The sequence below is a fragment of the Leeuwenhoekiella sp. ZYFB001 genome (genome assembly GCF_011784865.1).
Taxonomy (GTDB): domain Bacteria; phylum Bacteroidota; class Bacteroidia; order Flavobacteriales; family Flavobacteriaceae; genus Leeuwenhoekiella; species Leeuwenhoekiella palythoae.
Map to the genome: position 1 here is coordinate 3,114,726 of NZ_CP050460.1, position 13,903 is coordinate 3,128,628.

Annotated in this window: 7 protein-coding genes; 5 read left to right on the top strand and 2 right to left on the bottom strand. The window is 40.5% G+C overall.

Features of this window, described 5'->3' with window-relative positions:
- Positions 1-12 precede the first annotated feature (12 nt).
- The 5 genes from HCN54_RS13455 to aspS all read left to right on the top strand — a co-directional run bounded on the left by HCN54_RS13455 (position 13) and on the right by aspS (position 8,761).
- Positions 13-618: a TetR/AcrR family transcriptional regulator gene (locus HCN54_RS13455; protein ID WP_072983021.1), complete on the top strand. Its 606-nt coding sequence runs from the start codon at positions 13-15 to the stop codon at positions 616-618.
- The gene (locus tag HCN54_RS13460; RefSeq protein WP_167598190.1) at positions 618-1,997 is read left to right on the top strand and encodes a TolC family protein; all 1,380 of its coding nucleotides are present in this window, start codon (positions 618-620) and stop codon (positions 1,995-1,997) included. The genes HCN54_RS13455 and HCN54_RS13460 overlap by 1 nt, the downstream gene beginning before the upstream one ends.
- Positions 1,998-2,017: 20 nt before the next feature.
- Entirely contained in the window at positions 2,018-3,196 is a 1,179-nt protein-coding gene (locus HCN54_RS13465; protein WP_167598191.1) for an efflux RND transporter periplasmic adaptor subunit, read from the top strand.
- A 1-nt stretch (position 3,197) separates the two neighbouring features.
- Complete coding sequence (locus HCN54_RS13470) at positions 3,198-6,707, top strand: efflux RND transporter permease subunit (RefSeq protein WP_167598192.1); 3,510 nt, start codon at positions 3,198-3,200, stop codon at positions 6,705-6,707.
- A gap of 305 nt (positions 6,708-7,012) precedes the next feature.
- Positions 7,013-8,761, top strand: coding sequence for an aspartate--tRNA ligase (gene aspS, locus HCN54_RS13475; RefSeq protein ID WP_167598193.1), 1,749 nt, complete (start codon positions 7,013-7,015; stop codon positions 8,759-8,761).
- A 173-nt stretch (positions 8,762-8,934) separates the two neighbouring features.
- On the opposite strand, the gene HCN54_RS13480 is transcribed toward aspS, so the two are convergent.
- Positions 8,935-10,881 carry a hypothetical protein gene (locus HCN54_RS13480; RefSeq protein WP_240924890.1) on the bottom strand — a complete coding sequence of 649 codons (1,947 nt, stop codon included), beginning with the start codon at positions 10,879-10,881 and terminating at the stop codon, positions 8,935-8,937.
- Positions 10,882-10,910: 29 nt separating this feature from the next.
- Positions 10,911-13,739, bottom strand: coding sequence for a TonB-dependent receptor (locus tag HCN54_RS13485; protein ID WP_167598194.1), 2,829 nt, complete (start codon positions 13,737-13,739; stop codon positions 10,911-10,913).
- Positions 13,740-13,903 lie beyond the last annotated feature (164 nt).

Below are 13,903 nucleotides of genomic sequence, written 5' to 3' on the forward strand. Positions count from 1 at the left end.
TTGCGCCGGATTATGAAAACGGAAATTCTAGAAAACGCAACCCAACTCTTTTTAAATCACGGATTTAAAAGTGTTACAATGGATGATATCGCCGCACATATGGGGATATCCAAAAAGACCATTTATGCCAATTATGCGCATAAAACCGAGCTTGTAGAAGCAGTGGGCCATCATTTATTGACCAGCGTACAATGTGTGGTCAAAGATATGGTAGATGAGCACATGAACCCTATTGAAGAGCTTTATGAAATAAAGAAATATGTGATTCAACATTTGCAGGGCGAAAAAACCTCATCTATTCAACAAATGATGAAATACTACCCAAAAATATTTACCAAGCTGCGTGAAAGTCAGAATGCTTTTATGCGTGGCTGTATGGAGCAAAATATTGCTCGCGGTATTGAGCTGGGACTTTTCAGAAACAATCTTGACATTGAGTTTGTTTCCAGAATGTATCAAATAGGGATTACCAACATTAAAGATGAAACCATTTTTCCTTCAGATAAATTCCCGCACATACCGCTTTACGAGACCTATTTAGAATACCACTTACGTGGAATTGTAACACCTGAAGGTCGTAAAATACTCAATCAAATCATTCATTCAAATCAAGACTAATGCAAAAACCAATGTTCCTCTTTTTATGCCTCTTGGGATATTTAAACCCTTCCCTAGCCCAAGACACTACAGAGGTAGAATCTTATGCGCTAACCCTACAAGAAGCCATTACTTATGGCCTCGAGAATAGCTATGATGCTAAAAATGCTCTCACCGATGTAGAGATCGCGCTTAAACAAAAATGGGAGGTTATCGCTCAGGGACTGCCTCAAATCTCAGGTGAAGTGACCTATCAAAATCAATTTATTCAACCTACGTCTTTTATTCCGGCGGTGGTTTTTGATCCTAGTGCAGACCCGGGAGATTTTATTCCGGTGCAGTTTAGCCAGAAGCAAAATGCCTCTGCTGTTGCCACTTGGAATCAGTTGATCTTTGACGGCTCTTATATAGTAGGTGTTCAATCTGCAAAAACGCTTTTACAGATTTCTGAAAATGCTAAGGTCAAAACCGATCTTGAAGTAAAGCAAGCCATTATCGAAGCTTATGGCAACGTATTGCTTGCTCAGGAGAGTGTAGCGATTCTGCAGAAAAACATAGAAACCGTAAACAAGAACCTTAACGACACTCAGAAGATTTTTGAAAACGGATTAGGAGAAGAAGAAGATGTAGAGCAATTGCAGATCACTGCTTTAGGTCTTGAAACCCAATTGAACAACACCGTGCGTCAACTTGCTATCGCATATGACATGCTAAAGCTTACTTTAGGTATCCCAATAGATAGCAAACTGATGGTGACTGATGAACTTGAAGATCTAACGTTGCAATATTATGATCTTAACTTACTCACGCAAGACATCAATCCCGAGCAAAATATTGATTATCGCATTGCTCAAGATCAAACCAATCTTGCTGAAACTGAGGTTAAACTAGAAAAGAGTAAAGCCTTACCACGCCTTAGCGCTTATTTAAATTATGGGGCTGCAGGTGCCAGTAACTCGTTTACTTTTTTGAGCGATGAGCAACGCTACTTTGAACAGTCGATCTTAGGAGTTTCTCTTACCGTACCCATTTTTAGCAGCGGTATGCGTGCCGCTAAAACTGCTCAAAAAGAATTGGCTTACCAGCAAAGTTTAGAAGATCTGGAGCGTGCACGCAATCAGGTAAAACTTCAAATCGCTACCGCTCGCAACGATTATCAATTTGCGCTTGACAATTTTGCCACTCAAGAAAAAAACCTTGATCTGGCAGAACGTATTGAAAATAAAAACTCCATTAAATTTTTTGAAGGTATCGCCTCTAGCTTTGAGTTGAGCGAAGCCCAAACCCAACTTTATCAAGCGCAACAAGATTATTTACAAGCAATGTATGACGTCATCGCTAACAAAGCCGCTTTAGAAAAAGTATTAGACACCACCGTTTATCAACCAAAAGAAGACTAATTCACAGACACACCTACACTATGAAAAATATATTAAGCCTTGCATTTGTTTCGCTCCTACTTATTTCCTGCGGAGGAAAAGAAGAATCTGTAGAACAAATTATTGAAAACGGTGACATCACCGCAATGCGCGCTAAAAAAACAGAACTTGTAAATGAGCAAAATGCGATTAAAGCTAACATTGATTCGCTTAACGCCGCTATAGACAAGCTTGACGTAAAGAAAAAAGCAGCTTTAGTAACCGCAGTAACCTTACAAGACACGTTGTTTAAGCATTATTTTGAAGTTCAAGGTAATGTAGATACAGATCAAAATATTGTGCTTTACGCAGAATACACCGGAGTGCTAACACAGCTTTATGTTAAAGAAGGACAACGCGTAGCTAAAGGGCAGCGTCTTGCCAAGATTGATGATGGAGGTTTAGGAAGTGAACTGGCCCGTCAAGAGGCACAGACCGCTTTAGCAAAAACTACCTTTGAGCGTCAAAAGCGCCTTTGGGATCAGAAGATTGGTTCTGAAATCACGTATTTAGAAGCAAAAACTAATTATGAAGCGATGCAAGCTGCAACAGATCAATTGCGCTCTAGAGTTGCAAAAACCGTTATTACTGCACCATTTTCAGGAATCGTAGACAATACGATGGCAGATCAAGGTCAGGTAGTAAACGCAGGGCAAACCGGTGTTTTACGCCTCGTAAACCTGAGCGATATGTATGTTGAAGCTTCGATCCCGGAAGCCTTCTTAGGTAAAGTTAACCAAGGTACTGAAGTAAAAATCAGACTAGCTTCTATAGGTAAAACTTACGATGGTGAAATTAGACAAGTAGGCAACTTTGTAAGCCCAGACAACCGAACCTTTGACGTAAAGATTTCGATCCCTAATCCTGATAGCGCTGTAAAGCCTAACCTGATCGCAACCGTTATGGTAAATGACTACACCGCTGAGAACGCTATTGTAGTGCCAGAAAATGTGGTTCAGCAAAATGCAATGGGTAACAGCATTACTTATGTATATGAGGAGCAAGCTGATGGTACAGCTATCGCTAAACAAGTACAAATTGAAGAAGGTTATAGCGATGATCAACGCGTAGAGATCACTTCTGGCCTTGAAGCCGGAGACCGCCTGATCGTAGAAGGAGTACGCTCTTTGAGAGATGGGCAAGCTGTAGAATTAAAAGATCAATCTTCAAACAACCAGTAAGATGGCAAAAAACACTTATAAAGAATTTAGCATATCGTCTTGGGCAATAGACAATAAGATGACCGTTTATGTAATTACGGCGATCATCTTACTTAGTGGTCTGGCAGCCTATTACAGTATGCCGCGTGAAGCATTCCCCGAAATCATAGAAACCAAGATCTATGTAAGTTCTGTAAACCCGGGTAATGCCGCCGAAGATGTTGAGAAATTCATCACCGAACCACTCGAAGAAGAGTTCAACGACATCGCCGGGATTAAAGAGATCACCTCTACTACCCTTCAGGATTACAGCATCATTATTGTAGAGTTTGAAGAAGATGTAGATGTAAATGTGGCTAAAACTAAGGTTAAGGATAAAGTTGATTTGGTTAAGGCAGAAACTACTTGGCCTACGTTAGATAATGGTGCCAAAGTAGAGCCTAATATTTTTGACCTTAATATTTCAGAAGAACAACCTATTCTGAACATCAACCTTACCGGTGACTTTCAAGTGCAGCAACTTAAAGATTATGCTGAATACCTTCAGGATAAAATAGAATTGCTTCCGCAGATCAAAGAAGCTACCGTACGCGGTGCCGAAGAGCAAGAAGTAGAAGTAGCGGTGGATATTTATAAAATGACCGCTTCTAAAGTGAGTTTTGATAACATCATTAACGCCATTCGCTCTGAAAACAATACCATTTCTGCGGGTAACGTGATTTCTGATGGGTTGCGAAAAAACATACGGGTTTTAGGCGAAATTCAAGATCCTAAAGAACTCAACAACATCGTAGTAAAACGCGATGGCGGAAATATTTTCCTTAAAGATATCGCCACCGTGCGCTTTAAAGAAAAAGACGCGACCACTTACGCACGTGAATATGGCCAGCCGGTTGTGATGCTTGATGTAAAAAAACGCGCCGGAAAAAATATGATCGAAGCGGTCGAGTCTATTAAAAAGATCGTCGCTGAAGAAGAGGCCAATTACTATCCTGAGTCGTTACACATCAGCCTTACCAATGACCAATCAATTAAAACAGAGAATCAGGTAGATGACTTGGTTAACAACATCATTTTTGGGGTGATTCTGGTTGTAGTGGTATTGATGTTTTTCTTAGGATTTAGAAATGCATTGTTTGTTGGATTTGCAATTCCGCTCTCTATGTTTATGTCCTTAACCATTTTATCAAGTTTAGGTTTTACCCTGAATACGATGGTGCTCTTTGGTCTTGTAATGGGACTTGGGATGCTGGTAGATAACGGTATTGTGGTTGTGGAGAACGTATATTCTTTGATGGATCAAGGTATGCCGCGTTTAAAAGCTGCAAAGCAAGGTCTTGGGGAGATCGCCTGGCCTATTATCGCTTCAACAGCAACTACACTTGCAGCCTTTTTCCCGCTAGGTTTATGGCCCGGAACTATTGGTAAGTTTATGATCTACTTCCCCATCACGCTCTCTGTAGTGTTGAGTTCGTCTTTATTCGTTGCCCTTATCATCAACTCGATGCTGACTTCGCGTTTTATGAAAACCGAAGAAGAAGATATGAGCAAAAAGAGCTTGGTGCGCAACAGTTTAATTCTGACTGCCATAGGTGCCATTTTCCTTATTGTAGGTTTTGTAATTGATTCAGGCGGATTTAGAGGAATCGGAAACTTATTGCTTCTGATCGCAATTTTGCTCTGGGCTTATAAATATTTCTTAGCAGGTGCAGTACGCTATTTTCAGTTTGAATCGCTTCGAAAATTAGAGAACTTCTATGAGCGTTTCTTAAAATATGCGCTGCGCGGAAGAAAAGCGTACGTGTTTTTCTTCGGAACCGTGATTATGTTATTCTTATCCTTTGTATTGGTAGGGATCGCACAACCTAATGTGTTATTCTTCCCTGAAAATGAACCCAATCAAATCATCACCTATATAGAATATCCTGAAGGTACGGCGATTGAAAAAACCAATCAACTTACCAAGCAAATTGAAGAGCGCATTTTTGATGCTATTAAAAAGTATGAAGATGCTGACGGATACAACTATATGGTAGAAAGCGCCATTTCACAAGTAGGTCAAGGTGCCGGAAACCCTCAAACCGATGGTGGCCAGAGTAACGAAATGCCACACAAAGGTAAAGTAACGCTGTCTATGCGTGACTTTAAATTGCGCCGCGGAGTGAGCAGTAGCACCGTACTTTCTGAAGTGCGTGACGCGGTTAAAGGATTCCCTGGAGCTTCGGTTATTGTAGAAAAAGATGCCAATGGTCCACCGGTAGGATATCCTATCAATATTGAGATCAGCGGTGAAGATTATGAAGAAATGCTACTCGCTGCAGAAAATATGCGTACCTATATTGAAGATCTAGGCATAGGTGGTATTGAAGAACTTAAACTGGATGTCAATAAATCTAAAGCTGAACTTGGTGTGACTGTAAGTCGTGAGAAAGCCGGTCAGCTTGGTATTTCTACCGCTCAGGTAGGGCAAACTTTGAGACGTTCGGTGTACGGTGAAGAAGCTTCTACCTATAAAGAAGGAGATGATGATTATGAGATCAACGTGCGTTTTAATGAAGATTATCGTTATGATGAGAATGCTTTATTCAACCAGCCGGTAACGTTTAGAAACAATCAAGGTCAGATCATCCAGGTGCCTATTTCGGCATTAGTTGATAAAAAATCTTCAGCAGCATTTAGTGCTATCAAACGTAAAGACCTTAAGCGCGTGATCACCTTATATTCAAATGTGCTTACCGAACAAGGCTTTAATGCTACTCAAATTGTTGAGCAGTTGAAACAAGACCTCGCAGGCTATGAAACTCCTAACGGAATTGAATACAGTTTTACGGGTGAGCAAGAAGAGCAAGCAGACAATATGAGCTTCTTATTGATGGCTTTAGGTATTGCTATGGGCTCGATCTTGCTTATTCTGGTAGCGCAGTTTAACTCACTTTCAAAACCAGTGATCATCTTGATGGCGGTAGTCTTAAGTTTAGTGGGTGTATTCTTAGGTTTGATTATTTTCCAAATGGATTTTGTCATCTTAATGACGATGATGGGTATTATCTCACTCGCCGGAATCGTGGTGAACAATGCGATCGTACTTATAGATTATACACAGATCCTGATCGATCGTAAAAAAGAGGAATTAGGCATTGAAGATGATGAGTATCTAACCCGTGAAGAATACTTTAGAATTACGGTAGCAGGTGGTAAATCACGTTTACGCCCTGTATTGCTAACGGCAATTACTACAGTGCTCGGGTTGATTCCGCTGGCAGTTGGTTTAAACATTGATTTCTTCGGACTCTTTACTGATTATGACGCGGGTATCTACATAGGAGGTGATAACGTGATCTTCTGGGGACCTCTGGCGTGGACGGTAATCTTCGGTTTGGTTTTCGCAACCTTCCTAACCTTGGTAATCGTACCGGTAATGTTCTACCTTACTAATCGTGCTAAGGTTAAATTTTCAGAAAAGCGAAAAGCACGCGAAGAACAAAAACAACAGGCTAAATTAGCTGCTGCTTCAGAAGATTCAGAAAGCTAAATATCTTTTTGATTTTAATTAGACTCAAAAGCAGAAGACTATTCTTCTGCTTTTTTGTTTTTCAAGGGTTGAATCCCATAAAAACGAAAAGCTTTACGGCTAAGTAAAATACCTCAGGGCAAGCCTGTCTGCCGACAAAGGCAGGCCCATGAAGCATTGCTTGGAAACGAATTTTCAATTTCGAGGCATCCTGAAAGCTTTCGGGACGGAGTATTAAACCCTTTGGTGGTGCCAATAAAATAACCTCAAAACAATAGGCGGTGACTTGCTTTAACTTCTTAAATTTGCACCTCAAATAATCAAGCATGTACAGAACGCATAACAACGGGGCTTTACGCGCCGAAAATATAAACGAAACGGTAACGCTTGCCGGCTGGGTACAAAAGTCCCGCGATAAAGGTTTTATGATCTGGGTAGATCTACGCGATCGCTATGGAATTACCCAACTTATTTTTGACGAGGAACGCACCCCTAAAGCGGTGATGGATCTCGCCAAAACAATGGGCCGTGAGTTTGTGATTCAGGTTACCGGAAAGGTGATCGAGCGCGAGTCTAAAAACCCAAAAATGCCTACCGGTGATGTAGAGCTTTTGGTTGAAAAATTAGAGATCTTGAACGAGGCCAAAACGCCGCCGTTTACTATTGAAGATGCAACTGATGGTGGTGAAGACCTCCGTATGAAATACCGTTATCTGGACATCAGAAGAAATCCGGTAAAGGAGAAACTCATCTTTAGACATAAAGTGAGTATTGCCGTGCGCAACTACTTATCTGAACAAGGTTTTATTGAAGTTGAAACTCCGTATTTGATCAAATCTACTCCGGAAGGTGCTCGTGATTTTGTGGTACCTAGCCGAATGAACGAAGGTCAGTTTTACGCGCTTCCGCAATCACCACAAACTTTTAAGCAATTGCTTATGGTGGGCGGTATGGATAAGTACTTTCAGATCGTAAAGTGTTTTAGAGATGAAGATCTACGTGCAGACCGCCAGCCGGAATTCACGCAGATCGACTGCGAGATGGCTTTTGTAGAGCAGGAAGACATCTTGAATATTTTTGAAGGTTTGACTAAACACCTTTTAAAAGAAGTAGTAAGTTTTGAGATCGAAAGCTTCCCGAGAATGACCTATGACGAGGCGATGGCAAAATACGGTAACGATAAGCCGGATATTCGATTTGGGATGGAATTTGGCGAACTCAACGCGGTGGCGCAACATAAAGACTTCAACGTTTTTAACAGCGCCGAACTGGTTGTTGGTATCGCTGTTCCGGGAGGAGCGAGTTATACCCGAAAAGAGATCGATAAGCTTATTGATTGGGTGAAGCGCCCACAAGTAGGTGCTTTAGGAATGGTCTACGTAAAATGTAATGAAGATGGAAGTTTTAAATCTTCAGTAGATAAATTTTATGATCAGGAGGATCTGGCGAAATGGGCTGAAGCTACCAGCGCACAACCGGGAGATTTGATCTGTGTACTTTCTGGAGAAACTTCAAAAACACGTGCACAATTGAGCGCACTGCGTATGGAATTGGCTACACAACTAGGCTTACGCAAGTCAGATGAATTTGCACCGCTTTGGGTAGTAGACTTCCCGCTTTTAGAATGGGATGAAGAAACCGAGCGTTACCACGCGATGCACCACCCATTTACGTCTCCTAAACCGGGACAAATGGAATTGCTAGACACCAAGCCCGGCGAAGTAAAAGCAAATGCTTACGACCTTGTATTGAACGGAAATGAAATAGGCGGTGGTTCTATACGTATTCACGATAAAGAGATACAGTCTAAAATGTTTGATTACTTAGGCTTCACCAAAGAAGAAGCACAGGCACAGTTTGGCTTCCTGATGGATGCCTTTCAATACGGTGCGCCACCGCATGGTGGTTTGGCCTTTGGATTAGACCGTTTGGTAGCAATTTTAGGCGGACAAGAAACGATAAGAGACTTTATCGCGTTCCCTAAAAATAATGCCGGCCGTGACGTAATGATCGATGCGCCTGCAAAAATTGATGCCGCGCAATTAGAAGAATTAAATCTGAAGATTACTTTGTAAGCTTCGGTAAATATGCAGCTAAGAAAGCAGCCCGGTGAGGCTGCTTTTTTTTGTTTCCTTCTAAAGGATTACTATCCTAAAACCTATCTTGAGATGAATTCTTTCACAGGTTTAAAAACAAAAAAAAGGTACGAAGCATCTCCGGACCTTTTCATATAGCTAATTCAAATATATTATAATCTAGCTTCGATCCAAGTCCAAGTAGAAATATCAACTTGTGAGCCTGTATTATATGCTTCTGTTAAAACAGCTGCAGCACCGTCAATCATAACATTCGTTAATGCACCGTCATCTCTAAAATCTAGGTTAGTATCATAGCCTTCTAAGTAAAGATTAGTGATGGTTGCTCCTGATTCTTTTTTAAACTGTAATGCAGTACCACCTACAGTAGAAATAGCAGTTACATTGATAAAAGTTGGATTATTATTTACACCATCTGCTTCAAATGCAGTTGAGAAATCAGCATCAGTATGCGTGATATACGTGTTAGTCACTGTTCCATTCCATCCTTCAGTCCAGTCTACAGCATCATCTTGGTTATTATCTAAGTAGATGTTGTTTACAGATACGGTACCTCCAAAGAATTCTACACCGTCATCATCACCATTGATGATCGCGATGTTCTCTACAGTAGTTTCAGAACCTACCGCATATAAGGTAAGACCGTTAAACTGTGAATCTGCATTGATTTGAGCTCCCGCTCCAATGATCACAAGATTTGTGATATCTCCAGAATCATCATTGTCAGTTGAACCTCCGTAAACAAGACCTCCTACTTCAGCAGTAGCATCAATACCTTCGGTAGTAGTTGCATCACCACAAACTACAAGACCTCCCCAGTCACCACGGTTTCCATTTAAAGACCCCATTACTACAGGATTGTCTTCGGTACCATTTACATTGATTGTAGCACCTTTTTCAACAGCGATGTAAATACTTGCGCCACCATCTAAAGCCGTAATTTTTGTTCCTGCAGGAATAGTTAATGTATTACCAGATTTTACAGTAAATACATCATCTAATAAATAACGCGTATCTGCATCAAGAGTCATATCTGCAGTAAGATCTCCGTTTAAAGAAACATAAGCTCTAGCCTCAAGACCAGACTGTACCCAGCTAAAATCTGCGATATCTACAGTAGCGGTTGCTACATAACTTAGTGCAGGGTTAGAATCTTCACCTTCAACCTGAACGTTAGAAACAGCACCACCATCTCTATAATCAAAAGAAGTATCAAAACCTTGTAATGAAAGACCAGTGATCGTAGCACCAGATTCTTTTTTGAATTGTAATGCGATTCCGCCAGTTTCTGAAACAGCAGTGAAGTCTGTAATAGTAGGATTAGCGTTATCTCCATCAGCTTCAATTGCAGTAGAGAAATCATCACGATCTAAAACTACATAGGTGTTTGTGATAGCACCACTCCATCCTTCAGTCCAGTCAACAGAGTCATCCTGGTTATTCTCTAAGTAAAGGTTGGTTACGCTTGCAGTTCCACCAAAGAACTCCACACCATCATCTTCACCGTTCAAAATCGCAACGTTTGTGATTTCAGTCTGAGCACCTACTGCGTATAAAGTAAGACCATTATACTGAGAGTCAGAGTTAATTTGAGCACCAGCGTAGTTGATGATCAGGTAATCAATAGACCCAGAATCATCGTTATTATCTGTACCACCGTAGATAAGACCACCTACTTCTGCAGTTGCGTCTACACCTTCTGTAGTAACAGCTTCACCACAGATTACAAGACCTCCCCAGTCACCACCTTGCTCATTAGCAGATGTCATAACAACAGGATTAGAAGCCGAACCATCAACGATAATATCACCTCCTTGCTCTACAGCAATATATTTATCAGTACCTGTTTCAGAAACAATGCGTGTTCCTGCAGGGATGGTTAAAGTCGCTCCGCTTTTTACAATAAAAGATCCAGTTAACTTGTATTCTACAAGCGGGTCTAATTGGCGATCTTCAGTTAGGTTTCCTGTAAGATTTGCATCTTCAGTAGGAGTTTCTTCTCCAAAACCTAGATCATCATTGTTAGAGCAGCTGCTTACTGCCATAGCTAGACCTAAAGCAAAAATCCTTAGGTACTGGTTGTTCATCATTCTTTTCATAATTAATCGGGTTTAATTAAATTTTTATGTTAGAAGTCGTAGGTAAGTCCCAATAAAAAGGTTCTTCCTAAAGTGTATGACTGTACTGTTGCATTAAAAACTGGGTCTCCATTAGTAGGACGCTGAATTTGCGTTTGCTCAATAGTTGGATCTAAAAGATTTCTACCGGTTAGTTTTACCGCAAAACCGTCTGTTACTTGCTTAGACAATACTGCATCAAGAACCACAAAACCCTGTTCTACAATAGATTCGTTAAAGAATACATCTGGTTCTTGCTGGTTACGTGGCGCACCCAATGCAAATATTTTAGAAGAGGCATAGTTACCCACTACGTTAAGTTCCCAAGGATTTTCTTCAGCAGTGCTGAATCCTAAAGTTCCGTTTACAATCCAGTCTGACGCTCCTTGTAGTCCTTCATCAGATTTACCGTTGTATTTAAAAGTTCTAAGCAAAGTGCCGTTTTCATCATAAATTTCTTTAAGGTCTTGCTCGTGGAACATTCGCGTAATGTTACCAGATAAACGCACACCTATATTTCCGCTATCCTCTACCGGCTTCACGATATTAACGCGGCCTTCTAATTCAAGACCAAAAATATTTGCCTGATCTCCTGCATTGAAATACGAGAAGATACCTGCAGATCCTCTTTGTTGTACTTTGTTGATAGGGTCATTAATCATTTTGTAGAAAGCAGCTACAGATAAAAGTTCATCTGAAGATGGAAACCACTCATATTTTAAATCAAAATTATAGTTGATTGACGCCTCAAGATCTGGATTACCTTTAGTTACCTGCCCTACTGGAGAAACATATTCAAATGGAGCGATCTCTTTAAATTCAGGAAGTGTGATAGTACGACTACCTGCAAAACGCACTCCTTGATCTTCGGTAAGGTTATATTTAAAGTTTACCGAAGGATATAGGTTTGTGTACTCTTTATTAGTAGCTCCTCTACGCCCCGGGAAGTTGTTCACATCAAAAAGAACATCAATCGCGTCACGCTGAAAACGCATACCTACGTTAAGATTGAATTTTTCTTTTTGTAAAGTATAAGCAGCAAAAGCCGATTGTGACTCTAAGTCTGCGATGTAACGATCTGTAGGTAAGAATTGAAAATTCAAGTCTCCTGAACGGAAATTCTCATCTGTAAAGATTACGTCAAGATTGTCAATAGAAACCGAACCAAAATCTGCACCGGCATTACTCTCAGTAGCTCCTAAGAATTGAGATTTAAAGTTACGCGACTTCATGCGCACATTTAATCCTCCTGAAATTTCAGATTTTGAACCGGTATCAAAATCTTCGTTAATTACGTAAGTATCTTTAATGAATCCGGCTAATTCTTCATCATCGATCAACTGAAAACTTTTACGTTGCTGAAATCCTCCGGTCACCCCTAGTTGTACAAAGTCTGCGTCTGGGGTTATATTCACCTCATTTCTTACACGGTTAGGCTCATCTGCGCTCAACAAGTTGATTCCCACTCCCCAATCTAAGGTGTTCTTTTCTGAAAGCTCGTGGTTACCAAAAAACTGGTTTACCCAAAGTCTGGTTTGCTTGGTGTTTTGATCTCTAATGAACTGAAACACATCATCTCTAGACTCTTCCTCAAAGATAGTAGCCTCTCCATTTCTACCTCCTTCAAACACTTGATCAGAAAGGCTATTCACAAATAATGAAACCCATCTTACATCATTCTTATCATTGATCTTATACTCGGTGTTTAACAAAACGGTAGTAGTTACGCGGCGATTATAATAAGTCGCATCGGTAATACTATCATCAATGTTGTTTTCTCTATACTGTCTAAAAACTCCGTTTCTGTACGTGAAGTCTCCAGACTGTGATGCTGTAAAAAGCACTTTAAACTTCTCACCAAATTTCTTACCCGCAGTAATCGCATAACGATAATTCATTGGGAAATTAGCAGTTGAAGTATTCCAGGTTTGCTGTGTCATACGCGGGTATGCGCTATAACCTGGCGAACTCGCTTGCGTAGTTTCGTTAAAACCCTGATTCTTTAAAAACCCTAAAGTATAATCTCCTTTGTTTCCGGTGAGTTTAAAATTGTCACTTACACCGCTCTGTGTAGCATTTGTGTTAGCTCCCACACGAATACCAACACCAAGTTCTTTGGTTCCGCTTAATTCTTTAGTAGCTACATCTATAGTACCCGAAGCCTGGTCTGCAGAGTTACTCACTCCATAGGTTTTACTGATCCCTACGTTTTGAATAACACGAGTAGTAAATAGACCAAGATCAAAGTTTTTCTTTTCAACATCATCAGAAGGAATAGGCAACCCGTTCATTGTAGTATATAAGTAACGGTCTCCTAGCCCACGTACATAAATATCTCCTGAAGCCTGACTTGCAGTAACTCCGGAAATTTTTGTAGTTGCGGTAGCAGCATCGGTAACTCCCTGTTTTGCCAGCTGTACAGCCCCAATACTTTCTTTGATCTCTACAGCCTTCTTTTGCTCAAGAAGTAATGCTGACTCGCGCTCTCTACTGGTTTGTACCTGTATCACTACCTCATCTAAAGCAGCAGCACTTGCACCTAAGGCGGTGCTAACATTGGTGAATTTTCCTGCTTGTACCACTACATTAGGCACTGTTACAGGCTCATAACCTACAAAGCTGAATTCTACTTCATAAGTTCCTACCGGTACGTTCTCAATAATGTACTTTCCATCAAAATCAGTAGTAGCACCTTTAGTCGTACCTTTAATAATAACATTAGCAAAAGGAAGCGGCTCATTGTTTGTTTCTTTGTCTGATAGAGTCCCTTCAATTGTTCCTGTTTGTCCTAATGCAACTGCCGAAAACATAAGCATTAAAAGACCTAAAATCTGTTTCATCAATAATCGTATTTTGTGCTGCAAAGATGTCGCTAAAGAAACTCTAGCCAGTTAATCGAATGTTATGAATTCGTAACCCAAGAGTTACTTCATGGTTACCTTAATGTTAACAGCTTTTTGAGACCTCTGGGTTTCATTAGATTAAAATTTGGCAAAGATGTATC